The organism is Dyella acidiphila (genome assembly GCF_014863405.1).
GTDB classification, from domain to species: domain Bacteria; phylum Pseudomonadota; class Gammaproteobacteria; order Xanthomonadales; family Rhodanobacteraceae; genus Dyella_B; species Dyella_B acidiphila.
In genome coordinates, this window is the sequence record NZ_JACZZA010000007.1 from 1 (window position 1) to 25119 (window position 25119).

Below are 25119 nucleotides of genomic sequence, written 5' to 3' on the forward strand. Positions count from 1 at the left end.
AACACGGTTCGGCCGCATAGCGCGTTGAATTATCGGCCACCGGCTCCTGAAGCTGTCCTGCCAGCCATCCAGGATGTACATCTGAAGCTCGCTGCTTAAACTAACCCTACATCTGGACCAGTTAGTGCAGGCCACTCACTGATGTCACGTACTTATTCCATAGGCCTCTTTTCTTATCGTCTTCAGCATCAATGTATGTCTCCGATTCGAGCATCCTGAAGTCGTTCAAACTACGCTTTATGAGATAGCTCGCGAGAATGTCCTTCTCGTCCATCGCAATAATAAGATTACCAGAACGAACCGCGCGCTCCTTCTCACTTAGGTAATGAATAAAGTCGGTAGCAGTGCTCAACTCATCGAGAACTAGGTCGAGCGTAGCTCCATCGAACACATGAACGAACGTCTTTGATCCATCGAAGCCAGGAACAGTGAAGGGATGTGAAGCAGCGTCATCCACATCCATTTGAAGCCTGCATTTCAATGAGCCGTCCGATTCCCCCTCGCAAGATTCAAAGTATTTGCGCGCAGCCTCGCTGCTGTTGTGAGTGACCGCAACCAAATGAAATACGGGATTTCCCGTACTGATATCAAACGGGAAAGGCTTCTGGCATTTTTCATCAAGGAAGAGACCATTCTCCTTCCTCTGGATGCACATCTTCGCACCGTAAAGCTGCTCTACAGACTTAACAACGGAGCTTTTATACCACCGCCTCCAGGCCATATCGACATTCGGATCAGCGGGAAATGCAATATTTTTATCCGAAAAAAGAACTATGTGGCCATTAAAATGAAGAAGAAGATCGACAAGTTCTTTGCCAGTGCCGTTAGCTGAACATCCATCGTCTCGAAAAAGTGAAGAGTACGGCCATAGAGGGCTAAAGATTTGGTCAGCCTTAGCTGATAGGTATTGCTCTGATGGTGTAGTTCCAGTTTTCTTTACTATCTTTTCAAGCATATCGGCCCCACGGCTCATTGCCAGAATAATTGGCGTATCCCAGGTATCACAGCTGATGTTTTTGCTATGCTTTAGCTTTGATCGTCGTGTTGGAACAACACTAAGACGCGCTCTTGCCTCTACATCTCCGCTAAAAGATATTAGACGTGAACATTTTTTTTGCACGTCAGATGAGTCAACCCAAAAGACACCCACGAAAGTGTCTGTCTTGCATTAGCTGACTCATGAGTGCGTTCTCCTTATGCCGCTCTGCGAGCTCGCAGACGCGCCTTATTTTCAGCAAGAGCGTCATCGATGTAAGGCAGCTCGGAGAACTTAGGAATCCTAAGACTATCCGAGAAAATAAAAACTTCTCGTCCTTGATATACCCGAGAAGCGTTGTATTGAAGGTCATATAGAAACGACCTTCGCTTCTTGTAGTAGGCAAGAATTTCGGGCGCACTGTCGTAGGACACCATCCAGTTGTGGCCCACCTTTGTTTGAATATATTTGGCGATACGCTCGTGATCATCTGGCTCATATGAGTTGAGGTACAGACGACTTGCCTTTTCAAAATACGGAGGGTCGCAATAAACCAGCGTGTCTTCTGGAAGACCACCTACATGGTCAGTCATGAAACGCTCGGCATCCCAATTTTTAATGACAATGGCTGACTTTCGGTCTGCAATCGTTTCAATACGGCGAATAAGTTCATTCCTCGTGAAGCGAGCATCCATTTTCCAATCGCCAGTTTGGTCAAGCCCTCCAATCACCCCACCTGAAAGGACGCCAGACCGGTTGCAGCGATTGAGGAAAAACGCGCTGTATCCAACCTCAAGAAGAGTATGATTTTTCGGACTCCTAACAATGTCGCGGCGTCTTTTCCACTCTTCCACTGTCATGGACGCGGAAGAAATCATCGCGTTCAAGGCATCTGTTTCTTTCAACACAGAACGCCAGAAAGCGTAGATGGGTAAGGCAGAATCATTAAGATGAATCTTGCGCACGTACTTGCGCAAAAGAAGCTCCAGAGCCACGCCAGCACCACCGGCATAAGGCTCCGCATATTCGCCACCAATCAGGTCGTTGGCTTCGAGTACCTCGATGACAAATGGCGTCAGTTTTTGCTTCCCGCCTGGGTACCTGAGCGGGGTGTGATATCGGGCTGACATGTTCGGCTCCTCAGTTCATTTCTTCGAGGAGCGGGAAAATATTTCCAAACAGAACCACGATATCTCCAACCTGAAGTGAGAACTTCGGATTGTGCACCAGTTGATTCATTGATGTAACTGACAAAATTCCATCGTGGCGGCCGAGCTCAGTCATGGCCCCATGGAGTCGCTTGAGAGCCTCCTTATCCTTCTTATCATTTGTCAGGTGCTTTGTAATATCCCGCAAGACATCGACGAGTGGTCTGTCTCGACCGTCTTTTCCAATGACAGTCAAGCCATCGGCCTTATGGTCTATGCAATACGCTTTGGCCGAGACTTCGAACATACTCCGCAGAAGAAAGCAGAAGGCAATCGGGTTCTTGTCTAGACTGAGTACTCGGAGTTCCTCTTGGAGAGAGACAACCTTTTCTCGGTTTTTGCCTCGGGGACTGAACGCTCGAAGGGTTCGAGCAACACGACGGGGGTCGTCCATTGCGACCGCTTTTGGCCCTTTCCCATTTCCAGGAGTGCCAGTGGCGCCCGTACCATCTCCCTTGCTACCAGTTCCACCTGACGCGCTTCCACTGGAACCTGAGGTGCTCCCCGATTTACTACTAGTGGACCCACTGGAAGAGGCTCCAGAGGTACCTTGGCCAGGGAGTTGAGGGATGCCGTAATCCGAGGCGAAATCTGTCTTTCGTATAGCTTCAAAGCCTAGCTCTTGTTGGCCGATATCTTTAATGATTTCTTCGAGTTCAGGTCGATTTTTAACCCTTGGATAAGACTTAGCCAATTCGGGACTATTGGTACAACCAAGGCGAACAGCGACCTTCTTCATCGCTTCTTCCAGGACTGTAATTGGAAAATCACCAGCCCAACGTTGCGCTTGTTGCTCTGTCCTGTTTTTGCCTTTTTGCAGATATTTCTCAAGGAGGTCAAGGGCTGGCTCTGAAGCTCCATTCTCCTCTCGGTTATGACGAGCCCTGGCCACGGGCGTCCACTTGTCACGACCAGCTTTTTCACCCTTGCCATGGGTGAGGCTTCGGATGCGGTTGACTACATCGCTTTCACTAAGCTCATAGATAGCAGTTGGAACGGATGAGTTCGCCTTCTTCCATTCCTTAGAAATGGATTCGATGGCGGTCAAAATATTCGTTGGGACCGATAGGCCCTCTGTCGAAATCAGCCCGTGAACGAGCTTCAGGACAGAAATGCGTCGATTACCCTCTTTAACTGTGAGGCCAGCCCTCGGGCCTGTCCCATCCTTCTGCACAAGGATGTTTTCCGTTGGAAGATAACCATCGTCAAGCAGGCTCTGTGCCAGTGCCCAAAACCAGTCCGGGTTGGTAGCAATGATAGCCTCGACAGCACTGCGCTCGTTTGGCTGGTGCAAAGTTCTGTAATTACTTAAATCCAGCTTTAACTGCTTGACTGGTGTAAGTGCGGTAACTGGCATTTCCCTACCCTCTTGGTTACTTAACTTTACAAAACCATCTTGACAAAAGAACTCTTATTGATACAACTAATTAAAATTTATACTTTAGGAAATATATTTATGAGATCGAAATTTAAAGAAATCCTAATAAATTTAGTAGCAAACGTCACTATATTGACAATACTTATTCTGACAGCACTTACTATTTCTTTACTAAAAAAACATTCCATTATCTAAGTTTAATCTTAGAAAGAAGAGGAACCACCCAAGAAAAAATGGAAATATTAAATCTCTTATGAATGCTTTTTTGCCGAAAAAATAAATGATATAACCAAACCCTATGAGCATAAGGAAAGCCACAAAAGCCTTGCCGTTGCTTACAATAACTTTGTCATGAACCCGATTATAAGATAGCGTTACCACCAAAATAAATGGACCAGCTATGTAAAAAAATCTTACCAGCTCCGACAATGTTTCCATAAATAGTCTTTCTAGCTTTAGAAGCCAATATATGGCCATAACGAGGACTGACCAAACCAATAAAACTGCAAACACATTTATATCAAGAACACTTATAAGAAAAGCATTTATTGAATCCATAACCTTTGTAGAATCGTCCCACCAATGCAATTTGAAAAATAAAATATATATAGCCCCACCAAGTGCCCAAAAAATGAAGTTAGATAAGATTTTAAGTCCATGCTCACCTATCTCTTCTAAGTTATTGTGGGTCACCTGGTTGTGCTGAGACATGATTACCACCTATATGAAAGATCCACTTTTGTGGGATTTGAAAAATATTTTGCGTCTCCTTTAACCATGACGCTCGCCATCAAATCCGCACCCTTTTCAAACAATAGCTTTTGTGAAACCAAACAATTTTCGAACGTCAATACACGAACACCCCTGATGTCCCCATCAAGGTGTTGGCATGCCTAAGTTGGTAGTCCCCTATCACGCTCACAGCCCCCTGTATGCGTGTATGGCCGTATTCCTGGCCGGTCCTTAGATTGTCACTGCCCAGGCCTCTTTATGAGACCCTCGTCACATAGTTGACCATTTCAGGGCGTGAAGGAAATGTGATCCTAGGCGGTTCAAGCTGAGCCAGGACACGGAGTTATGGTGAGGTCGTAAGGAGCATCCACCGGTGCAAGAAAACGCACCTACAGTCTGGACGAATTTCTCAGCCGGGTTCTGTATTACAGGGTTGATGACAGGCCGGTGGTATCCACCCATGCGTCAGTCAAGATAGGACATGTGAGGTTCGAATCCCCACGGGGATTCGAACCTGCGGAAGGCTCTTGCTTGCACCAGGTAGCGTCCTATCACTGCCATGAGATTATCCAATCGTTCAGCAGACAACTAATTGGTCATAAGTATATTTTGGCGGCCCTTTTAGCACCCACTTCCCACCGTTATCGTATCGATTGGGCTCATAGGCTAAACAATAACCAGCCTGACGCCTTTGCTTTAAAAAATCTATGTATTCAAGATATCCATAAGCCCATAAAATTGTTTTCCGCTCTGAAATGCTTTTCCACGCATCTTGGGAAAGATGCGTATCTCTTGATATCTCGTAAACGTGTCCTTTTTCGACGATTCTGGATGAGACTTCGTCGATGACACTGGCCATCGGATAGGTCGGTTCAAGTGGGAGTGCCTGATCAATTTGCGTTAGCAAAGAGTGCGAGGAGATGATTGCTGGCGTCCTACCATGATTCCCGAGATTTATGGTTAGAGTTCCTTTCATTTTCGAAATGGTTACGTTTTCGATTACAAAAATCGGCAACTCCAAAGCTATTGCGACTTCGGACGCGCGCTTTGCAAGTGCAATTGATGTTTTCAAGTCCTCGCCTTGCTGATTCGATATCTTCCGAAGACGCCTGGTTTCCAACCATAAGTAACCACTAGAGAGCGCAAGGAAAAACGTAAAGACTGCGACAAGCCCATTAAATACAACAAGCAAAGAATCTTCCCTTTCTTTCTTTTCTTTCTCTCGCATGTCTTGAGCTATCTCATCCTTAGATTTCGGTGGAGATAAATCAATTACGTAGAGAGGCGAAGACACCGAGCCCAAAGAGGTTTGTTTAGGGTCACCACCCCAACAACTCTGCGAAAGACTCCAAACAGGTGAAAATGAAGTACATAGCGAATCTGCTTTGGTGTTTGCAAAACTGACTGAGACGCACAAAAAGTACAAACACGTCAACATAGACAAAGTAGCCCAGCATCCAAGACTCTTCGACTGGCAAACCCACCTCCAGTTAAAAACAGAAAAAGTTCCGGCGCTTGCTGGCCTTGAATCGAATTGTATTTTCATCGGTACGTAACCTTTGAATTTACGAATCTGACTTCCAATTCAACTTCTTCACCGCATCCAACAGTTCTTTCATGGTCGGTGCCCTGCTGTAAGCAGCATGATGTTCATCGTCTAACTCATGTCCAACATACGCAGCACGAAGTTCCGCAGGGACACCCAAGGTTTGCAGACCTTGAACAACAGACTTTCGAAGTGAGTGAAAACCGAACTTTCCTTTCTCTGGTTTTCCAACAACTGCCAGCACATGACGACTAAAGGCCTTTGATAGCCAGTTCCCCATGCCGTTCACACCATTCGTTTTCACGCTTGGGAAAAGGCGCGTCTCCCCTGCTTTACGCAAAGCGTCAACCCGTTTGAGAAGACCAAGCTTTATCAGTGCAGGATGGACGGGAATGGTTCGGATACTGACGTCAGATTTGACGGACTGACCTTCCGACTCATCACAGATGCGTATACATGGAATCCCATCGACTTCTACAAAATCAGCCAAGGTAAGCTGACCCACTTCGGCAACTCTTGCGCCTGTATAGAGGCCAACCCAGGCGCCCCAGCGGGCCGACTCACTGAGTCCATCTTCCATCGCCTTGTGGTCAAACAAGGCTTGAACTTGTGTTGTTGAAAATGGCTTAAATCCAAGGGAGCGGCGCTGACGTTTCTCGCGTGTTCCATACACCACCTGCCCAGCAGCAGGATTTTCATCTTTCGAAAATGGTGGGTAATACCCACGCGCCTTGGCCCAGTCGAAAAATCCGCGCAAGTAAGAAAGCTTGTTGACGATGGTCGGAGTTTCAAGCTTGCTTGCCCGAAGTGCTTGCACCCAATTGCCTACATCAATGCGCTGAGCATCCTTCAACGCATTCTTCTCACCATAGTGTTTAGCGAACCCTTCAACCGCCGTTGTTTTGATTTTAAACGTCTTGGTCTTGGTCGAAGACTTGATTTCAGCCAGCCATTGCGTCACCGCCTTGCCGATGGCAATGCTGGGAATGGAAGACGAAGGATTAGCAAGAGTCTTTGCAGAAGCAGCTTGAGCTTGAAGGACGATACGTTGCGCCTCGGCCTTGATAGCTTCCTGATGGAACGGCTCTTTCACCAGAGGACCGATGTGGTCCACAGCATCCATGGCAAAGTCATGGTCTTCTTTGCCGTTCGCTTCGATTTCGACAGTCCCATCGGGTTTGACAATAACCCGATAACCCAAGGCAATCGCCTTGGCGATTTCATCAACCGTTGGAATGCCATCCATAGCCACACTCAGCCCCCTGACTGTGAAGGCTTGAGCATACGCTTGGACCAATGCCAAAGCACGTCTTTGAGCTGTGAAAAGGTCGCGTGTCTGTAGGCTTCTTTTGACTTCCACCTTGCCCAATTTTTGAGCACTGTGGGCGGGAATACGTTGGCGAAAATGCCAGATGCCAGACGGCGCACGCTGAAGGTAGTTTGGGATACGCATCTCGGTCTCTGTGTACCGATTTGTGTACCGACAGACTTTTCGCCAGACAACAAAAAACCCTGTAAAAACAGGGCCTTTGCGTTACTGGCGGAGAGAGTGGGATTCGAACCCACGGTAGGCTTACACCTACGGCAGTTTTCAAGACTGCTGCCTTAAACCACTCGGCCATCTCTCCGTTTTAGATTGTCGCCGCTCGGCTTCCCGCTGCCGACCGGGTTTTGCAAGGCCGCCAATCCTATCAGGAACCGCGTACCCGCGGGCTATTGGCCCCGTTGGGGCCTTTGCGCGAAAGCGCTACCAGTGCCCACACCATGATGCCTACCGGAATCAGTCCACCCAGCAGCGGAAACAGTGTGGCTGGATGACGCAGCACCATCGGCACCAGTTGCGTGGCGGTGGCGAAGGCGATGATCCACACGCGCCAGCTGCGGCGGTTACGGGCGATCCAGAAGCTGGCGATGACCAGCAGCAGTGCGGTGATGCTCAGTACCAGGTCCAGCGTGGGCAGTTGCCACACGCTGGCGAAGCTCAGGCGCGTGCCGATCACCGAGGCGAGCACGAACATCAGGAAGTAGCTGGTGTAGAACTCCACTTTGTCCCATGACGTGCGCGCCGGTGTGTTCATGCAATTTTCTCCGCGCCTCCGAGATAAGGGCGCAGTGCTTCGGGGATGGTGATGGAGCCGTCGGCGTTCTGGTAGTTCTCCATCACGGCGATCATGGTGCGGCCTACGGCCAGGCCGGAGCCGTTGAGGGTGTGTACCAGTTCGGGCTTGTTGGTTTCTGCGTTGCGCACGCGTGCCTGCAGGCGGCGCGACTGGAAGTCTTCGCAGTTGGAGCAGCTGGAGATTTCGCGATAGGTTTTCTGGCTAGGCAGCCACACTTCCAGGTCGTAGGTTTTGGACGACTGAAAGCCCATGTCGCCGGTGCACAGCAGCAGCTTGCGGTAGGGCAATTCCAGCTTCTGCAGTACGCGCTCGGCGTGGCCGACCATTTCTTCCAGCTGGGCGTAGGAATCGCTGGCGCGCGCCACCTGCACCATTTCCACTTTCTCGAACTGGTGCTGGCGGATCATGCCGCGCACGTCGCGGCCGTAGCTGCCGGCTTCGGCGCGGAAGCACAGCGAATGCGCGGTGAAGCGCAGCGGCAGTGCGTCGGCATCTTGAATGGTGTCGCGCACGAGGTTGGTGAGCGAAACCTCGGCGGTGGGGATCAGATAACGGCGGGATTCGCCCACCTGGGTAGCGAAGAGGTCTTCTTCGAACTTGGGCAGCTGGGAGGTGCCGTACATCGAATCGCTGTTGACCAGCACCGGCACGTTGCATTCCAGATAGGCGTGCTCGCGCGTGTGCAGGTCGATCATGAACTGACCCAGCGCACGATGCAGCGCCGCCAGTTGGCCGCGCAGCACGGTGAAGCGCGCGCCGGAGAGTTTGGCGCCGGCTTCGCCATCCAGCCAGCCGTGGCGTTCGCCGAGGTCGACGTGGTCTTTCACCTCGAAATCGAAGTTGCGCGGCGTGCCCCAGCGGCTGATTTCCTTATTGTCGCTTTCGTCTTTGCCGATCGGCACCGACTCGTGCGGGATGTTGGGAATAAGCAGCGCGATATCGGAGAGCTTGGCCTGCACCTCGGCCAGGGCCAGTTCGTTGGCCTTGAGCTTGTCGCCGATGCCGGCCACTTCGGCCATCAGCGGGGCCACTTCTTCGCCCTTGGCCTTGGCCTGGCCAATGGCCTTGGAGCGGGTGTTGCGCAGGTTCTGCAGTTCCTGCGTCTCGGTGGCCAGCTGCTTGCGTTGGCTTTCCAGCGCCTCCACGGCGGTCACGTCCAGCGTGAAGCCGCGGGTTTCCTTCAGGCGCGCGGCAGTTTCGGCCAGGCGCGAACGCAGCAATGCGGGGTCCAGCATGTTCGGATCCGATATGAGGGCAAGAACGCTGGATTATCGCCGTGTGGCCTGCGCCATCGCAACGCGGCGAGCTCCGCTGCCGGTCGCGCGCTCAGGCCGCTTTGCGGCGGCCGCGGCCCAGCCACCATGCCATCACGGCGCCGGCCAGCAGCCAGCCGATCAGCTGCTCGACCAGGGCTGCCCAGGTAAAGCTGCCGGGGAAGCGGTACCAGTTCCAGTACGGCACCAGCAGGCTGAGCCAGGCGAATACCGGCGCCACCACGGCAATCAACAGGCGCTGGCCGAAGCTGAAAGCGGCCAGCCCCATCACCACGGCCAGGGCCAGCGCGGACAGGGTATCGGAGGCCCATTGGCGTGCCAGCGCGCCGCCCATGCGGGTCATGTCTTCGCCCTGCGGCAGGTACACCACCAGCGCGTAGGGCGATACGGCTGCCTTTTGGGCGTAGGCGGCCTTGCTGGCGGGGTCGTTCCAGTGATGCGGGTCGAGCGAGGGCAGCAGGTAGACGCCGGGCTGGGGCCCCAGGCCTTCGTGCAGGCTGTTGAGTACGGTGTCTTCGTGGGCGGGCTGGTTGATGCCGATGTTGCCCAGGCCCAAGGCCATATGGGCGGCGGCGCCCCAGAGGAACATCACGATGCCGCCGAATATGGCGGCGATGAGTATGCGCATGGCCCTACCCTCCCCGGTCGGATGCTTGGGGAAATCTAGGCTTGGGGTTGGGGTGGTGGCAAGTGCGGGGGCAGATGGTGGGGCGTGCGTGTTTGCTGATGCCCGGGCCTTGGCCTTCGCCAGGCGTCAATCACTCACCAATGTTCCCGGCGAATAAAGCCGCTTCGGCCATACAAGGATGGTCAGATCGCCGCGTGGTCCCGGCGCTGTGAGCCGGCGTTGCGGTGGACCCCATTGGCGGATGACGCCGGCTTCGCATTGCGCGGGGTCCGGGCAGATTTCTCCGTCGTTGCCGAGGATCACGAAGAAATCGTGCTGATCGGCGGGCATGTCTTGCGGGGTGATCCAGTACCGCGAAGCTTGCTGGTGTTGAGTGCTCACCTGGCCGGTAGCGGGATCGAAGCGGATCGGCCGAATGACCACGCGTCCCCGGCTGTACCACGTCACGGCATTGGCCTGCGCGCCCCAATAGGCGCCATAGCCATAGGTGAGGTGTTCGCGTTGCAGCAGTTCGGTGAGCGGTTTAACGGTGCGCACCAGCGACAGGTCGCCTTGCGCGATGGTTTGCAGCGATCGCTCCATCTGCAGCACGCCGCTGATCGCAATGACCGTGCCCCACGCCATTGCCGTGCGCGCGAATGACAGCGACGTGCTCCAGCATGCACTGCTCGCCACGATCACCGGCACCAGGAAGTACGCGTTGATCATGAAGTGCATGGCGCTGAAGCCAGCGGGCGTGGGGCCGATGACGGCACCGGCGGCGGTGCCGGCGATGGAGAGTGCGAAGCTCAGCACCATCCACGATCGCTCGCCCGATAGCGCACGCCAGCCGGCCAGCAGCCGCAGGCTGGCCCAGCCAAGCAGCACGATGACCAGCACCAGCCCAACCAGGATGGCGCTGCTGTTTTCCAGATCGCGCGAGGGCCACGGCGCAAAGGCCATGCCGAGCGAGCGCAGCGTCCATGCGGCGTTCTGGCCGAGGGTGTGGATGTCCGGTCGTTGCAGCGGATAGCCCGGCAGAAACAGCAGCAGATGCAGCACGCGCGTGCGTGCCAGCAATGCGGTCAGCAACCACAACGCACTCGCCGCTGCGAAGAACCGGCGCTGCGCGCGCGGAGCGCTTACGGCGAGCACTAGCGAACTGAGCAGCGCCGGCAGGATAAAGGCCGCCATGGACCATGGATCCGACAAGCCGACTATCAGCGCCGCCACGCAGGCGCCGGCCATCCAGCCAAGTCGGCGCACACGCAGACCGCGCCAGGCCAGCAGCCAGCCGACCAGGCACCAGATCATGGAACTGTTGTGGGTGATTGGATGCCCCAGCAAACCGGCCGGCCCGATGGCCAGGTAATTGGGACATACCAGCAGCGCAAACACCGCTGCGCCCACCCATCGGCGCTCGGTAAGGCGGATCACCAGATAAGCCGTCAGCGCGGCGCAGAGCAGAAACACCACCCAGCCCGATACGACGAGCACGAAGGGTGTGTCGCCTACCGTCGCGTAGAGCAGCCAATACCAGGGCAGCAGAGAGAACACCCAGTTGTCGGTGGTGTAGATCCAGCTCGCCAGAAAGGCCCATCCGTGCCTCGCCACACCATCCCTGAGCATGGCAACGTTGACCACGTCGGGATCCACGAACCAAGTGGCCATGACGGAGCGGTAAGTCAGCAGCAGCCCTGCCGCTGCCAGCACGGCGAGCATGGTCCATGCGAATACGCGGTAGCCCGGCGCCGACCTTTCCATGTCCCGCTCCTTGATGACGATTGGCGAGGTGGTGTGGGCGAAAGCTCGCATCGCCACCCCGTGCGCGGGCATCTTCCATGGGGGCATGTGGTTGGTGCAAGCCGAGGGCTTGGCTGCGGGCATGAGGAGGCGCGTGCTATACGCAAGTACCCCTCACCGTCATTCTGGCGAAAGCCGGAATGACGATGAGGGGTAGTAAGGATCGCGTCAGCTTGCCGGTTTGGCGCCGCGCGATTTACGGCGCCGTCACTGAACGCGCAGGTGCATCGCGCTCCACCTGCCCTTTGAGATCGGCCAATTGCGCCGTCGACAACTGCGTGGCTGCTGTAGACATGTAATCGGTCACATGCTGCAGCTGCCGCTTGCTGTCCATGCGCTCGGCGAGCGCCAGCTGATACCAACCTTTGGCCGCGTCGTGCTCGATGCCTACACCTTTCACATACGCAATACCCATCGCGTAGTGCCCGGTCATCTCGTTCGCTGCAAGCGCCTTGCGTGCCAGCACCACACCGCGGGCGCCATCTACCGGTACACCGTATTCGCCGGTGAGGTAGAACGTGGCCAGTTCGCCGGCTGCATTGGTATTGCCGCCATCAGCCGCAGTCTGCAACCAATGCGCGCCCTGGACGACGTCTTTATGGCCAAGGTTGCCGGTGAGATAGAGGCCGCCGAGTATGGATTGGGCCTGCGTATCGCCTTTTTGCGAGGCGAGCAGCAGCCAGTGTTCCGCGGCGGCCGGGTCTTTGGTGGCACCCATCTGGCCGGAAAGACTCAGCATGGCCAGCAGCTCCATACCTTTGGTCGAGCCTTTGTCAGCGGCTTTTTGGGCCCAGTTTGCAGCGTTATTGCCTTGCTCGCTGGAGAACATGCCGGTGACCATCATGGCGAAAGCCATGTTCGCCATGCGATCGGGCACGGGATCGGCCTGAACGCTTTTTTGCATCCATGCGATGGCGCTGGATGCATCGCGCGTGACACCGACGCCGCCCATATAGGCACTGCCGAGCATCCACGCACCATCCGCATCGCCCTGCTCCGCCGCTTTGCGGAACCAGTCGGTGCCGGCGGCCTTGTCGGCCTCCACACCATCGTTTTGCAGGGCGCGGCCCAAGGCCACCTGGGCTTTCGCATTGCCTGCCGCGGCTTGCTGCCGCAGCGCATCGGGGATGCTCGAGGCATTGGCGAACGCGAAAGAAGTCGTTACAGCAAGCGCCATCAGCGCCAACACAACATGAGAGCGATGCATAGCGTAATCCCTCACTCAAAAGCTTCGCTTGCGCGGACTGTACGCTTGAAAGCACATGCTGCCAAGCCATCATTTGCGCAGGAAATTCCTGTATTTATGGGCAAAATTTTGCGTTTGTATGGATGAATTTCACGCGCAAGTGCGCATATTCCTGCGTGCAGGCGGCGGTGCGCATCAAGTCGAACGGCTTTCGGCCGATAAGCCGGTGTGAAACCAGGGAGCAGACGCCATCCGCGGTATTGCGGCCACGGGCGTTCATTGTTTGGAGGAATGGCTTATGAGTTACAAACAGCCCCCGCTTCAGCGCGGCATCAACCCGTTGAAGATGAATTGGCTATGGCGCCTGATCGGCGAAGCCACGCATGTCTCCATCGATGACATCGCCGCAGCGCTGGCCAATGCCGGTATGGAAGTGAGCCGGCAGCGCATGCAGGGGTGGTACAAGGCGGAGCACGAGGAAGGTTATTTTCCGCTGACCATCGCCGAGCTGGAACAGAACCTGCGCGTGCTCGCTGCAGCGCACGCTTCACCCTCGCCTGCGGAGCCGCAGGACGCTGCCAGCTGAGTTTCAAAAACGACGGTCGACTGCCGCGATCTCACACCACTTCATCGGTAATGCGCACATGCGCGTTGGTGATGTGGAATCCGTATTGGGCGATATCGTCGAGGCATTCGGTGCTGTCGAGCCCCAGTGTAGCTTGCCCTCGCACCACCTCTTGTGATCGGAATGGCGCCCACGGCGCAAACTTTGCGGGCAGGTTCGCACCCGCCGCATCCTCGGTCACACCAAATACACGGCCCGGTCCCCGAAAAATATAGACCTGCATCGCGTAACTCCTGACTGGATGGTCGATGGATTGCCGATGGCGCGCGTCAATCCTGGCGCCAGGTGATCGCCGGCAGTAAATTGTGCCGCTTCGCTTACGCAGGGTCCGAACTATGCAAGATCCCATCATCGATGTCACGGACCAGCTGGATCAATACGCCATGGATGTGATCGGCAGCGGTCTCAATGCGTTCAACGATGAAAACACCGGCATCAACGATCGCCTGCCGCTGGGCGTGCTGGTGAAGGATCCGGCGAGCGGAAAAGTAGTCGGCGGCGTAACCGGCCGCACATCGCTGGGCCTGCTGTTTCTGGATGTGTTCTATCTGCCGAAGGAATACCGCCAGGCAGGCCTGGGCAGCCGCATTTTGCAGCTGGCAGAAAATGAAGGACGGCGCAGGGGTTGCTGCGCCGCCGTGCTGTATACGATCAATTTTCAGGCGCCCGGTTTCTACGAGCGCCATGGCTGGCGCAGATTCGGCGAGATTCCCTGCCTGCCTCCCGGCACCAGCCGGATCTTCATGACCAAGGATCTGTAATCGGTTGCCGGCGAACGGACGCCCTCACGCATGTCCCGGGTGGCTGTTCGCGTAGTCCTTGTGCAGGAAATTCGATACGGGAAAGCAGGCCGGCGCCGTGGTGTTGCTCAACACGATGATGGTTTCGCCGGTGCGCGGAAAACTGCGCACATCGGTGCAGGCGCCGCTGGCGCCGCCGGCGTGTCCCCAGCGAAAGTCGCGCAGCAGGTGGCCGGGGCCATAATCGGTGGCAAAGAAGCCAAGGCCGAAGGCCATGCGATAGGTCTTGGTAGCTTGGGCGAATAGTGCCGGCGGCATCAGCTTGCCGGACTGCAAGGCGGTGACGAAGCGATACATGTCTCCGGCGGTGGATGCCTCGCCGCCAGCCGGAAAGCCGGGCAAGGTTTCGCAATCGAACAGCAGCTTGCCGTCGGCGCTGGTACCCGCATAGCCCACCGCGAGATCCGGCGTGCGGGTGGCGCAGTCGATAAAGCCGGTGTGATGCATGCCGGCCGGCTCGAAGAGGTGCTTGCGCAAGTAAGTCTGGAAGTCTTCGCCGGAAGCGACTTCGACCATGCGGCCGAGCACCACAAACGCGTAGTTGCTATACAGAATTTGCGTGCCGGGCGTAAAAGCCGGTGGTTGCTGGTCGGCCAGCGCGACCATGTCGGCAACGCTGTGCACGTGCGCGCGATTGGCCTCATTCTCGTTGCCAAGCAGCGGCACATCGCTGGCGCCACTGGTATGCGTCAGCAGCTCGCGAACGGTAACGGTGGTGGCGAAACTGCGGTTGCGGTAATCCTTCAAGATGTCGCCTACATGCGTATCCAGCGACAGCCGTCCTGCGGCAATTTGCTGCCACACTGCCACGCTGGTGAACATCTTGCCCGCCGAGGCGAGATTGAAGCGGGTATCCAGCGTATTGGCATCGCCGTGTTTGGCGTCGCGTATGCCATAGGCCTTCTCGAACAGGATCTGTCCGTTCCTGGCGACCAGCACCACGCCGGAGAATTTGTGCTCTTGCGTCAGCCCCGAGGTAAAGCTGTCCAGCCGTGCCAGTGCGGGATCGTTGGCGCTTACGGGGCCGTCATCGGATTGCGCTAGCAGAGGTGTCGCCAGAGCGGCCAGCAGGACGGTGGCCATGCAACGGGTAAAGCAGCTGGCGGATCGCATGGCAGACGGCTCCGACGTGCGGCGGGGATGGGCGCCTGCAGATTATCGGATGTTCGATTCCACCGGCAGGTGGCCGCTGCCATGTCGATACTCTGGCTCGCCAGCGGTGGCCTTGCTCACCAGCGTGGTGAATGCCGCTTCGGTCTGCGCATCGGTGAAGTTGCAGTGCCCATCGCCAACCGGCGGCAGCACGGTGAGCAGCTTGTCGTCCCCTGCGGCATGGACCAGCTTGGGATAGCCATCATGAAATCGTGCAGGCACGGTTTGATCGAAGCTGTTCCACTGCATCACCAGCGGTACGGCAATGTGGCCGGTCAAAGTGGCGTTGCGCTGCACGTAGGCCATGGCCGCGGGCGAGCCGGCATAGCGATGCACTTTGCGATTGAAGTCAGCATCGTCGCCGAAGCCTTGGTAGACGGTGTTGCGGTTGTCTACCGGCATGCCGCCGGCACGCTTTTCCAGTTCGCGCAGAACCATGTAATAGAGCGACAACGACAGCGTGCCGGGCCGTTCCTGCAGGCGCTGTTCAAGGATCGCAGCCTGCTGCGGATGCGCCTGCAGCGCCTTGTCAAAGACTTCCGGCGGAATAAAGGCCGGCGCATCGGGCGCGGTCAGGTCCGGCAGTACGCCGGGAATCAATGCATCGAAGGCCACCAGCGGCGTGAGGGCGCCATCGGCGATAATGTCGGCAGTCGAAACAGCAACACCGCAGGTGACCAGCGCGCCGGAATAGATATGCGGATAGCGCTCGATGGTGGCCAGCGTTTCCAGGCCGCCGAGCGAGAAGCCGTATACGTAAGTGTGCTTCGGATGCGCAAGGTTGTGCTCGAAATAGTGGCGCAGCCGCTCGTTGTCGACGATGGCGTCGTCTACCGCCCAGCCCTGCGATGCGTATTGGCTCTGTGCAACCGCATAGCCCAGCTTGAGCAACACGGATGTGGGTTCGGCGGCCCTCATCGGCGTGGTGATTTTCGCGCCCACAGGCTGGTAGCCGTGCATCAGCATCACCAGGTCGCCGTTCCAGTGGTCGGGGATATCGATGCGATACAGCGCGCCCTGCAGCGTGCCCGCGTGGGTGCCCGGCTGCAGCTCGGCCGCACGTACTGGCGCCAGGCCGATACCGATCGACACGGCCAGGCCAAAAACCATACAAATGCGGCGGAACATGGTGTAGTCGGCAATACGTGTCATCTCATCACTCCAGCGGGCACAGGGGCATCGAGGTGGCCATTCGTGATGGCCACGGGGATCGGAGGGGTGCTAGGCGCCGGTCAGGTCTGCGGGGCCAGACCTGCCGGAGAGATCAGCGGTAAGCAAGGCTTAGCGGTGCCGGAAAGCGCTCACCAGGGTGCCGTGCTCATCCACCACCAGCGTGACAGTTTCCGAACCGTGCTGGCGCTTGACCAGGTAGACGTCGGAGCCGAACTGGCTGACACCCTGGAACGTGTAGGACTCGACCGGCCCCAGCGCGGCGAGATATTGCTCTCTCGATGCCTTTTGCTGCTTGCGCACGAAGACCAGGTCGGGACTCATGCCGGCACCGCTGTCGGGATCGCTGAGCAGCAGCTGCAAGGCCTTCTCGCTGCCGGGGAACGCCTTCTGCGCCTTGATGCGCGCGGCGAGCGCTGCGAGGGTCTGTTCGGCGGTGGCTTGATCGGTGCGCGGCCGGTTGAGGACTTCGTGTCCGTCTTTGTTCTGCGTGGCGACGAAGCGCAGGCCTCGGCCCTGAGCGTCGGTAACGAAGTGCACGGTGTCGTCCATGCCGTCCACGGCGAAGCGAGTCTGGTCGATCGGCACGAGATGGAGCGGCTTGGGCGCGGCGATCTGGCCACTGACGCTCGCGATAAGGCCGTTGCCGTCACGCGTTACGGTGATCACCGACATCGGGCTGATCAGGTAGTAGCCGGTGTAGCGGTCCAGGATATCGCTGCTCAGCACGACCGGTGCATGGGCGTCGCGCTGGCCGGCGCTGGGCGGTGTGACCTGCGCGGCAAACGCCGCCATGCCCAGCGACACACAGATCAGCGCCGCTGCCGATGCACCCGCCCATTTGTTCGGCTTGCGCAGCATGTGCCGGATGCGCAATTCCAGGAACGAGGCGGAATCGGACATCGCCGGCACCACGCCGAGACGGCTGGACTGACGTTGCCCGACCTCGATCAGCGTTTCGCAATACGCATCGATATCGTGGCCGCCGCGCAGCACACGGGCATCGCAGTCCACCTCGATGGCGCGACGCAGGCGGCTGAACTGCCACCACAGCAGCGGGTTCCACGGCATCAACGTCAACAGCAGCAAAGCGAAAGCGACTAGCTGCGGATCGCGTGCATGCAGATGCGAGCGCTCATGCGCGATAGTGCATTGCTGTTGCGCCTGGCCGGCTTGCAGCAGCCACACCGGCACCACGATGCGCGAACGTAGCAGGCCAATCACCGCCGGGCCTGCATCCGGCGCGATCAAGATCGATTCGCCGCACAACTGCCCTGCTGCCCAGCCACGCTGGCGTCGTTGCAGCAGCAGGGAACTCAGCACGAGCACCAGGCCCATCAAGGCCGACGCGGCGATCCAGCTGTCGCGCAGCAGCGTGTCGATGCGGGTGGAGGTGTCGTCGGGCTGCGCATCCCCAAACTCGAGCAGCGCTGCCGGCATCGCGATCGAGGTGGTATTGCGCAAGGCGATAGAGGCCGGTGCCGTGCTGGGCTTCAAGCCAGCAGGCAGGTGGATCGATACCGATGCAATCACCGGCGGCAGCATCAGCGAGCCGACCAGCGCGGCCAGCCATAGCCAGCGTGTGGCAGCGCGGCGCACTTTTGCCGCACGTTCGGCCGTGAGCGCGGCGGCGCTCAGCATCAGGGCGACGAGTATGGCGTAGATCATCCAGGCGATCATCACGATTCCTCCTTGCCGGAGCGCTCGGCCAGCAACTGCCGCATGCGGCGGATCTGCTCGGCGCTGAGTTTTTGTTCGGATACCAGATGTGAAAAGAGCAGTTCTGCCGAGCCCTTGAACAGCTTGTCGGTCAGATGCTGCACGGCATTCTTGCGTGCGGCCTGTTGCTTGACGCTGGCGAAGTAGCGATGCCCGCGGCCTTCTTCCTCGTGCCCCACGTAGCCCTTGCCTTCGAGCGTGCGCAGCACGGTAAGCACCGTGGTGTAGGCGAGTTCGTCGCTCAGCCGCTCGCGCACTTCGGCGACCAGCGAGGGCCCGTGATCCCATAGCGCCTGCATGACATCGGCTTCGCGATCGGTGAGAGAGATCTTCACGATGACTGTCCGTCCTTTTTGTCAACTATGGACATAGTAGATACCCGCAGCCTCCCGGCTTGTCAACTATGGCCATAGTTGATCGACACCCTGCACCGGCTGCATATGACAAATTCGCGCTAGACGCCGGCGTATTGCTGCACCTGCGTCGCAGTTATGCCAGCGCGGCGCAATAACGCCCCTGCAAGATGGAGAGATCGTGTGAGGAGCGGTGATTTGCACGCGATACCAGGCGATTTCAGTTGCGTGCCAAGCGCAAATCCGGCGCATATATTCCGGAGCGGGCTGTAGGAGCGGACAGCCATGCATGCCACGGGGAATGGACTTCTGGATGAAGATCCCGGCGCTGCTTTCGGCGCGTGGCACTAGCTTGAACGCGGGGAATTCACATGTCGAATCACAAGCATCGGCCGTGGCTCGCGGTTGCCAGCCTGGCCCTGGGCATCGGGGCACCGGCCGCAGCCAGCGCCAGCACCGCCACGCAAAGCCCTGGTTATCTCCCACCCGTTACGCAGGACAAGGCGCAAATCGCCGGGTCCGTCAACGACAACCAAAAAATCGCCCTGGTCAATACACGCTCGGCCTATGCCCTGGCTACCTACGACAAGGGTGCGCTGCCTGCCACGCAAAGCTTTTCGGATCTGTCGCTGGTGCTCAAGCGCAGCGTGAGCAAGCAGCAGGAGTTCGACAACTTGCTCAGTGCGCAGGCCAATCCCAGCTCGCCCTACTTCCATCATTGGTTGACCGCGGCGCAGATCGGCCTGTTCGCGCCCAATCCATCCGACGTCACCAAGGTGACCGCGTGGCTGCGCTCGCACGGCCTGAAAGTGAAGGACGTCAGCCCGGACGGCATGATCATTCACTTTTCGGGCAACACGGCGTCTTTGAACAGTGCGTTCAACGCCTCGATGCACAGTTATCAGATCAACGGCGAAAAGCATTTCGCCAATGCAAACGCCGCGCAGATTCCGGCCGCACTGGCACCGATCGTGCAGTTTGTACGCCTGCATAACTTCCTGCCTAAGCCGCAGCATATGGACGTTGGCGTGGTGAGCAAGAACAAGGCGAACGGCCGCTGGAAGATGGTGGCGAAAGCCGATGCCACGGCCAACGGCAAGCCGACTGCGCAGTTCACGGTGCCGGGCGGCACGGTGGATCCGCAGACCACCTACGATGTGGCGCCCGCCGATTTCAACACCATCTACAACGTCAACCCGCTGTGGAACCAGGGCACGCGCGGTGCCGGCCAGACCATCGTGGTGCTGGAACGCACCGACGTGAATCCGGCCGATATCCTGGCTTTCCGCAAAGCTTTCCTGCCGGCCGATGCCAAGGGCAGCATCAGTTACATCCATCCCAACAGTTGTACGGATCCGGGCGTCAACGGCGACGAGAGCGAAGCGGCGCTCGATGCCGAATGGGCCGGCGCGGCCGCGCCCGATGCGAACATCGTGTTTGCCTCGTGCGCGGATAGCGGCAGCGATTTCGGTGCGTTCCAGGCCGGCTTCGGCATGGCCGCCACCGCCGGTCAGGCGCCGGGCAATGTGTGGAGCCTGAGCTATGGCGAGTGCGAATCCGCCGCGGGTGGCGACACCACCGCATCGCTGCTGTGGTCGGATGCGGAAGCCGAAGGCGTTACCGTGTTCGTCTCCACCGGCGATGCCGGCTCGGCGGCGTGCGACCAGAACGCCATTGCGGCGGCATCGGGCGGCGCGCAGGTCAACATCATGGCGTCCACGCCGTACAACGTCGCGGTAGGCGGTACGGACTTCAATGATCTGAACAACTACAGCCAGTACTGGACCTCGACCAACCTGGCCTTGAACGCGTCGGCCATCAGCTATGTGCCGGAGCAGACCTGGAACGACTCCTGCGCCAGCAGCGTGCTCGATGGCCTGATGGGTTATGCCAACGGCATCGATGCGTGCAACAGCAGTGGCGAGGGCAGCAACTATCTCGACACCGGCGGTGCCGGTGGTGGCCCCAGCAATGTGTTCCCACAGCCGGCATGGCAGACCGGTGTATACGGGCAAACCAATTTCAGCTCGCGCACCCTGCCCGACGTGTCGCTGTTTGCCGCCAACGGCTTGTATGGCCACGCCCTGGTGTATTGCATGTCCGACGCCAACGAAAACGGCACGGCCTGCAATTACAGCAATCCTGACGATGTGTACTACAACAGTGCCGGCGGTACGTCGTTCGCGGCACCGGCGATGGCAGGCGTACAGGCCTTGATCAACCAGGCCACCGGCGATACCAGCGGCAATATCCTGCCGGCGCTGTACAACATCGGCAGCAAGCAATACGGCACCAATGCCACGCCGAACAAGGCCACGGTGAGCAGCTGCGATGCGTCCAACGGCGCCTCGATCGGCAGCAGCTGCGTGTTCAACAACGTCACCCTGGGCAATATCGACGAGCCGTGCTGGGCGGGTACCGCCAATTGCTATCTCGGCCCGAACAGCAATTCGCTGCAGTCGTTCGGTGTGATCTACGCCACGCCGAGCCAGAGCTCGCTGACCCTGGTACCGGCCTGGAATGCCGGCCCGGGCTACAACATGGCTACCGGCCTGGGTTCGGTCAATGTCACCAACCTGGTCAACGCGGTGGTGGCGTTCGAGAAACCGTTCCATCGCGCGAACAAGTACGTGGCGCCTTACGACTTCATGTCGTCGAATGTCACCATCACCGACTGGTTCAGCAATGACGGTTTCAGCGACATCGCGGTAGTGGATCCGGTCAAGGGCAGCATCACCACGCTGGCGATGAAAGGCAGCGTGATCCGCGGTCAGGTGACGCAGCCGTCCACGCCCGGGCAGACCGTGGCCAACGCGGCGGATTATTTCCCGGCACTGGATGCGCTGGGTCTGGATTCCGCGCACCTCGCCTGGACCGGCCCGGACAATCAACTGTACGTGTGGGTGTCTGACGATATCGGCGGCTTCTACCAGTACCAGGTCGCGCCGTATGCAGCGGGCTGGAAACTGCTGGGTTCGGAGGTGACCGACAGCAGCGGCGCGCCGCAATTGCTGTGGTACAACGCCAGCGCCTCGCAGTACGCCTGGTGGAAACTGGGTACCGATCCGAGCACCGGTGCGCCCACGCTGGCATCCAACTCCGGCGCCATCGCGGCGAACAAGGGTGATGTGCCGACCATGGCCGACGTCAACGGCGACGGCTACGGCGACCTGGTCTGGACCAATCCGGCCAATAACACCGTCACGGTATGGATCAACAACCAGCAAGGCGGCTATGCCACGCACACTATCGCCAACCGTCCCAGCGGCTACACCTTGGTGGGCGCGGGCGACTTCAACGGCGATGGCATTACCGATCTGGTGTGGGTGAATACCTCCACTCACGATCTGCAGATCTGGACCATGAACGGCTTCACCGTCACCAAGCAGAAGACCATCAGCTACAACGCCACCTACACGCTGGCGGCGATTGCCGACTATGACGGCGATGGCCTGGCCGACCTGCTGTGGGTGAACACCAAGGGCGCGGTGTTCGACTGGCAGAGCGACGGCAGCGGCGGCTTCCAGAAGCTGCAGGTGGCCACGCCCGACGGCACGCCGTTCAAGGTGCCGGCCGGCTCCAGCATCCAGCCGAACTGGCTGCAGGGTTCGGCCACGGGCGGCATCGCTGATCCGCCGGCCCTGGCAAGCCACTGAAAGCCATCGAAAATAACTGCGACACCCTTAAAGCCGGGCAGCGATGCCCGGCTTTTTTATGCTGCATCACAGATTGGCAACCGGTTACTGCCTACCTTATGGTGGTTAAGGTTGCTGCCCATTGGGGGATGGTCAGCTGGCGTCACGCTTCAGATAGTGATCTCGATACCCACGTGAGTTCGCAATCTCCTCTCCATGTGCTGCTGCTCGAGGACGACGATCTGTTGCGCGATCGCGTACTCGCCCCGCATTTGCGGCAATTCGGTTTTCAGGTGGAAGCCATCGGCCACGCGGCGGAGCTCGACGCCAGGCTGCAGCATCAACTGCCGGACATGGTGGTGCTGGATATCGGCCTGCCCGACGTCGACGGTTTCGAAGTGGCGCGCACGCTGCGCGCGAAGGCGGCCGGCATCGGCATTGTGATGCTTACCGCGCGCTCCGAGCCGCACTACCAGGTGCGCGGTTTATCCGAAGGCGCCGATGCCTATCTGGCCAAGCCGGTGGATATCGACGTGCTGGGGGCCACGCTGTACAGCCTGGCCCGACGACTGCAACTGCGTACGAGCGTGCCCGTCGATCACAGCTGGCGCCTGGGTGCGGATGGCTGGTGCCTGCTGTCGCCCGGCGGCGATGCGGTGGCGTTGAGCCAGCTTGAAAGCCGCTTGCTGGCGCCGTTGATCGACGCACCCAATCGCGTGGTTTCGCGTGAGGCGTTGATCCAGGCGTTGACCGCCAATATCCATACCTATGATCCGCATCGGCTGGATACCTTGGTGCATCGCATCCGTAAAAAGGTGATGCGGGTGCTGGGTACACCGTTTCCGTTGAATGCCGTGCCCGGGCAAGGATATGTGTTGGTCTTCCATTGATGCCGAGCGTAGGTTGGGTTACCCCGGACTTGATTCGGGGGTAACCCAACATGGCGGTGCAGCATTGTTGGGTTACGCTGCGCTAACCCAACCTACATTGCATGGCGTTGAGCTACTTGTTGCACGCGAGCCAGCAACGTTTCCGGTGCGAACGGCTTGGGCAATCGCTCGTTGAGTGCGTGATTCACCTCACCGCCATCCGTATCCCCTTCCAGGTAAGCGGAAATAAGAATGGCCGGCACGGCGGGATAGCGTTCGCGAATATGCGCCAGCAGGGTCGAGCCATCCATGTCCGGCATGCGGTGATCGCAGATCAGCACTTCGGGTGGCGCTGAGGATTGCGCCAGCTGCTGCATGGCTTGCGTGCCATTGGCGGCTGCTTCCACCACACAGCCGCCTTGCGCCAGCGCGGAGCTGAGTAAGGTGCGCAGGTCATCGTCGTCATCGATCAGCCAGACGCGCAGCGATGCGGGGGATTGCTCCGGCATCTGCGCCGTGACGCTATCGGTTCTGGGCAGGCGGATTTTCACCGCCGTGCCGAAGCCCGGCGTGCTGTCGATGATCACGTCGCCGCCGGCGCGCTGGACCAGGTCGTACACCACGCTCAACCCCAGCCCGGTGCCGACACCGACCGGCTTGGTGGTGAAGAACGGTTCGAACGCACGCTGCACGGCTTCGGCGGACATGCCGCTGCCGTTGTCGCGGATGGCGATTTCGATCTGGCCATCGCCATAGGGTTCAGCGCCCACTACGCATACGCCACCTTCCTGCATCGCATCGCGCGCATTGGTGACCAGGTTGAGCAAGGCCAGCTCGAATTGATTGCGGTCGAAATGGATCGGCAGCGGTTGGTCGGGTGTCTTGATCTCCAGCCGGATATTCGGCGGCAGCAGTTGCTGCAGCAGCGGGCGCAGTTCGCGCAGCGCTTCGGCGACGTCGAAGGTTTCGGTCAGGGTGACGCTGCGGCGACTGAAGTTCAGCAGCTTGCGGCACACCGCCGCGCCGCGGCGGGCGGCAAGCTCGGTGCCTTCCAGCGCATCGGCCAGTTCCTGCGCTACCGGTGCCAGGTCGTCCTGCGGTTCGTCCAGGCGCTGGCGGGTGCGGGCGAAGCCCAGGATGATGCCCAGCACGTTGTGGATATCGTGCGCGATGCCGCTGGCCAGCTTGCCCACGGCATCCATTTTCTGTGCATGCAGCAGTTGCTCCCGCGCCTGCTCGCGCTCGGCGATTTCGCGCTGCAATTGCTGGTGCTGGCGATTGACCTGCTCGTAGCTTTTGCGCAGCGACTGCACGCTGCGGTCCAGCACGATCGCCACCGCGATATAGGCATACATGGTTCCCGGCAAGCCGGCATACAGCCCGACCAGCACCTGCGGCAGCGGCGGCGGAAACAGCGTTTCCACGGTCATGCCGGCAAAGTAGGCCAGCAGCACGCCGCCATACACGTACCACAGCGCACGCCGCCCCAGCATCAGGCCGGCGATGATCATGGCCACGAAGAAAATCGAGTCGTCGCGCGTATCGGTAATGCCGGTTACCGCGAAATACACCACGGCCGAAACGATGATCACGCTGAGAAACTGTTTTACCGCTTGCCGGAACAAACCGCGGCGGATCAGATAAAAGCCGATCCACGCCGACGCGGACATGGCCACATCGGTGGCCAGGTCGACGATAAACGGAATGCTGGTGCCGCGCAGCTCATGGCTGTGCGAGGTCATCAGCAAATGCAGATTGGCATGCGACAGGATGTACAGCTTGTTCAACGGCTGCATGCAACCGTAGAAAGCGAAAAAGAACTGCATGAAAAACGCGTTGCTGCGATCGACCGGATCGTCGACCGGTATCGTCGCGAACCATGCCAAGGCGCGCTTTGCCAAGCCGCCGCCGCCACTCGCCACCGCGCTGCGTGAGATCACTGGTCGCCCCGCCCCGTTGCCGGCCT

General features: G+C 58.3%; 21 protein-coding genes and 1 tRNA gene. 4 read left to right on the forward strand and 18 right to left on the reverse strand.

Annotation, left to right across the window (positions count from 1 at the left end; all coding sequences use genetic code 11):
• Window positions 1–121: 121 nt before the first annotated feature.
• The 12 genes from IGX34_RS11975 to IGX34_RS12030 all read right to left on the reverse strand — a co-directional run bounded on the left by IGX34_RS11975 (window position 122) and on the right by IGX34_RS12030 (window position 12851).
• A complete protein-coding gene (locus IGX34_RS11975; RefSeq protein ID WP_192555969.1) occupies window positions 122–1150 on the reverse strand; it encodes a hypothetical protein in 1029 nt (342 codons plus the stop codon).
• A 44-nt stretch (window positions 1151–1194) separates the two neighbouring features.
• Window positions 1195–2106, reverse strand: a complete 912-nt coding sequence (locus tag IGX34_RS11980) for a DNA adenine methylase (RefSeq protein ID WP_192555970.1) — start codon at window positions 2104–2106, stop codon at window positions 1195–1197.
• Between the two features lie 10 nt (window positions 2107–2116).
• Window positions 2117–3541 (reverse strand): hypothetical protein, encoded by a 1425-nt coding sequence (locus IGX34_RS11985; protein ID WP_192555971.1) that lies wholly within the window; start codon window positions 3539–3541, stop codon window positions 2117–2119.
• A gap of 192 nt (window positions 3542–3733) precedes the next feature.
• Complete coding sequence (locus tag IGX34_RS11990; protein WP_192555972.1) at window positions 3734–4273, reverse strand: hypothetical protein; 540 nt, start codon at window positions 4271–4273, stop codon at window positions 3734–3736.
• A gap of 598 nt (window positions 4274–4871) precedes the next feature.
• Window positions 4872–5522: a hypothetical protein gene (locus IGX34_RS11995; RefSeq protein ID WP_192555973.1), complete on the reverse strand. Its 651-nt coding sequence runs from the start codon at window positions 5520–5522 to the stop codon at window positions 4872–4874.
• 337 nt (window positions 5523–5859) lie between these two features.
• Window positions 5860–7293, reverse strand: a complete 1434-nt coding sequence (locus IGX34_RS12000; protein WP_192555974.1) for a DUF6538 domain-containing protein — start codon at window positions 7291–7293, stop codon at window positions 5860–5862.
• A gap of 85 nt (window positions 7294–7378) precedes the next feature.
• A tRNA-Ser gene (locus tag IGX34_RS12005) sits at window positions 7379–7468 on the reverse strand.
• A 63-nt stretch (window positions 7469–7531) separates the two neighbouring features.
• On the reverse strand, window positions 7532–7918 hold the full coding sequence (locus tag IGX34_RS12010) for an LrgA (RefSeq protein WP_192555975.1): 387 nt from the start codon (window positions 7916–7918) through the stop codon (window positions 7532–7534).
• Window positions 7915–9195 (reverse strand): serine--tRNA ligase, encoded by a 1281-nt coding sequence (serS, locus tag IGX34_RS12015; protein ID WP_192555976.1) that lies wholly within the window; start codon window positions 9193–9195, stop codon window positions 7915–7917. The genes IGX34_RS12010 and serS overlap by 4 nt, the downstream gene beginning before the upstream one ends.
• A 91-nt stretch (window positions 9196–9286) precedes the next feature.
• Window positions 9287–9862, reverse strand: coding sequence for a hypothetical protein (locus tag IGX34_RS12020; protein WP_192555977.1), 576 nt, complete (start codon window positions 9860–9862; stop codon window positions 9287–9289).
• A gap of 126 nt (window positions 9863–9988) precedes the next feature.
• Entirely contained in the window at window positions 9989–11605 is a 1617-nt protein-coding gene (locus IGX34_RS12025; RefSeq protein ID WP_192555978.1) for a hypothetical protein, read from the reverse strand.
• Between the two features lie 235 nt (window positions 11606–11840).
• A complete protein-coding gene (locus tag IGX34_RS12030; protein WP_192555979.1) occupies window positions 11841–12851 on the reverse strand; it encodes a tetratricopeptide repeat protein in 1011 nt (336 codons plus the stop codon).
• A gap of 277 nt (window positions 12852–13128) precedes the next feature.
• On the opposite strand from IGX34_RS12030, the gene IGX34_RS12035 reads away from it, so the two are divergent.
• On the forward strand, window positions 13129–13416 hold the full coding sequence (locus IGX34_RS12035; RefSeq protein WP_192555980.1) for a hypothetical protein: 288 nt from the start codon (window positions 13129–13131) through the stop codon (window positions 13414–13416).
• A 31-nt stretch (window positions 13417–13447) separates the two neighbouring features.
• Here the strand turns inward: IGX34_RS12035 and IGX34_RS12040 are convergent, their stop codons facing one another.
• Window positions 13448–13678 (reverse strand): hypothetical protein, encoded by a 231-nt coding sequence (locus tag IGX34_RS12040; protein ID WP_192555981.1) that lies wholly within the window; start codon window positions 13676–13678, stop codon window positions 13448–13450.
• Window positions 13679–13790: 112 nt separating this feature from the next.
• Here IGX34_RS12040 and IGX34_RS12045 point away from each other — a divergent pair, with 112 nt between their 5' ends.
• Window positions 13791–14216 (forward strand): GNAT family N-acetyltransferase, encoded by a 426-nt coding sequence (locus tag IGX34_RS12045; RefSeq protein ID WP_192555982.1) that lies wholly within the window; start codon window positions 13791–13793, stop codon window positions 14214–14216.
• A 24-nt stretch (window positions 14217–14240) separates the two neighbouring features.
• Here IGX34_RS12045 and IGX34_RS12050 read toward each other — a convergent pair whose 3' ends face one another.
• From IGX34_RS12050 to IGX34_RS12065, 4 genes are all read right to left on the reverse strand, one after another.
• Entirely contained in the window at window positions 14241–15368 is a 1128-nt protein-coding gene (locus IGX34_RS12050; protein ID WP_192555983.1) for a serine hydrolase domain-containing protein, read from the reverse strand.
• A gap of 42 nt (window positions 15369–15410) precedes the next feature.
• Window positions 15411–16559 carry an alpha/beta hydrolase family protein gene (locus IGX34_RS12055; protein WP_225737426.1) on the reverse strand — a complete coding sequence of 383 codons (1149 nt, stop codon included), beginning with the start codon at window positions 16557–16559 and terminating at the stop codon, window positions 15411–15413.
• A gap of 129 nt (window positions 16560–16688) precedes the next feature.
• Window positions 16689–18257 (reverse strand): M56 family metallopeptidase, encoded by a 1569-nt coding sequence (locus IGX34_RS12060; protein ID WP_192555984.1) that lies wholly within the window; start codon window positions 18255–18257, stop codon window positions 16689–16691.
• Complete coding sequence (locus IGX34_RS12065) at window positions 18257–18631, reverse strand: BlaI/MecI/CopY family transcriptional regulator (RefSeq protein WP_192555985.1); 375 nt, start codon at window positions 18629–18631, stop codon at window positions 18257–18259. The genes IGX34_RS12060 and IGX34_RS12065 overlap by 1 nt, the downstream gene beginning before the upstream one ends.
• Before the next feature lie 389 nt (window positions 18632–19020).
• Between IGX34_RS12065 and IGX34_RS12070 the strand changes: the two genes are divergently transcribed.
• A complete protein-coding gene (locus tag IGX34_RS12070) occupies window positions 19021–22305 on the forward strand; it encodes a protease pro-enzyme activation domain-containing protein (RefSeq protein ID WP_192555986.1) in 3285 nt (1094 codons plus the stop codon).
• 173 nt (window positions 22306–22478) lie between these two features.
• Window positions 22479–23174, forward strand: coding sequence for a response regulator transcription factor (locus tag IGX34_RS12075; protein ID WP_338015464.1), 696 nt, complete (start codon window positions 22479–22481; stop codon window positions 23172–23174).
• A 92-nt stretch (window positions 23175–23266) separates the two neighbouring features.
• Here the strand turns inward: IGX34_RS12075 and IGX34_RS22435 are convergent, their stop codons facing one another.
• Window positions 23267–25093 carry an ATP-binding protein gene (locus tag IGX34_RS22435; protein ID WP_192555988.1) on the reverse strand — a complete coding sequence of 609 codons (1827 nt, stop codon included), beginning with the start codon at window positions 25091–25093 and terminating at the stop codon, window positions 23267–23269.
• Window positions 25094–25119: the final 26 nt, after the last annotated feature.

Bases quoted from the DNA above. Each gene is read 5' to 3' on its own strand.
- IGX34_RS12060 (WP_192555984.1), bottom strand. From the start codon at position 18,257: ATGATCGCCTGGATGATCTACGCCATACTCGTCGCCCTGATGCTGAGC.
- IGX34_RS12000 (WP_192555974.1), bottom strand. From the start codon at position 7,293: ATGCGTATCCCAAACTACCTTCAGCGTGCGCCGTCTGGCATCTGGCAT.
- IGX34_RS12035 (WP_192555980.1), top strand. From the start codon at position 13,129: ATGAGTTACAAACAGCCCCCGCTTCAGCGCGGCATCAACCCGTTGAAG.
- serS (WP_192555976.1), bottom strand. From the start codon at position 9,195: ATGCTGGACCCCGCATTGCTGCGTTCGCGCCTGGCCGAAACTGCCGCG.
- IGX34_RS12055 (WP_225737426.1), bottom strand. From the start codon at position 16,559: ATGACACGTATTGCCGACTACACCATGTTCCGCCGCATTTGTATGGTT.
- IGX34_RS12030 (WP_192555979.1), bottom strand. From the start codon at position 12,851: ATGCATCGCTCTCATGTTGTGTTGGCGCTGATGGCGCTTGCTGTAACG.
- IGX34_RS12050 (WP_192555983.1), bottom strand. From the start codon at position 15,368: ATGCGATCCGCCAGCTGCTTTACCCGTTGCATGGCCACCGTCCTGCTG.
- IGX34_RS11985 (WP_192555971.1), bottom strand. From the start codon at position 3,541: ATGCCAGTTACCGCACTTACACCAGTCAAGCAGTTAAAGCTGGATTTA.
- IGX34_RS11990 (WP_192555972.1), bottom strand. From the start codon at position 4,273: ATGTCTCAGCACAACCAGGTGACCCACAATAACTTAGAAGAGATAGGT.
- IGX34_RS12040 (WP_192555981.1), bottom strand. From the start codon at position 13,678: ATGCAGGTCTATATTTTTCGGGGACCGGGCCGTGTATTTGGTGTGACC.
- IGX34_RS12025 (WP_192555978.1), bottom strand. From the start codon at position 11,605: ATGGAAAGGTCGGCGCCGGGCTACCGCGTATTCGCATGGACCATGCTC.
- IGX34_RS12020 (WP_192555977.1), bottom strand. From the start codon at position 9,862: ATGCGCATACTCATCGCCGCCATATTCGGCGGCATCGTGATGTTCCTC.
- IGX34_RS12010 (WP_192555975.1), bottom strand. From the start codon at position 7,918: ATGAACACACCGGCGCGCACGTCATGGGACAAAGTGGAGTTCTACACC.
- IGX34_RS12045 (WP_192555982.1), top strand. From the start codon at position 13,791: ATGCAAGATCCCATCATCGATGTCACGGACCAGCTGGATCAATACGCC.
- IGX34_RS11995 (WP_192555973.1), bottom strand. From the start codon at position 5,522: ATGCGAGAGAAAGAAAAGAAAGAAAGGGAAGATTCTTTGCTTGTTGTA.
- IGX34_RS11980 (WP_192555970.1), bottom strand. From the start codon at position 2,106: ATGTCAGCCCGATATCACACCCCGCTCAGGTACCCAGGCGGGAAGCAA.
- IGX34_RS12070 (WP_192555986.1), top strand. From the start codon at position 19,021: ATGTCGAATCACAAGCATCGGCCGTGGCTCGCGGTTGCCAGCCTGGCC.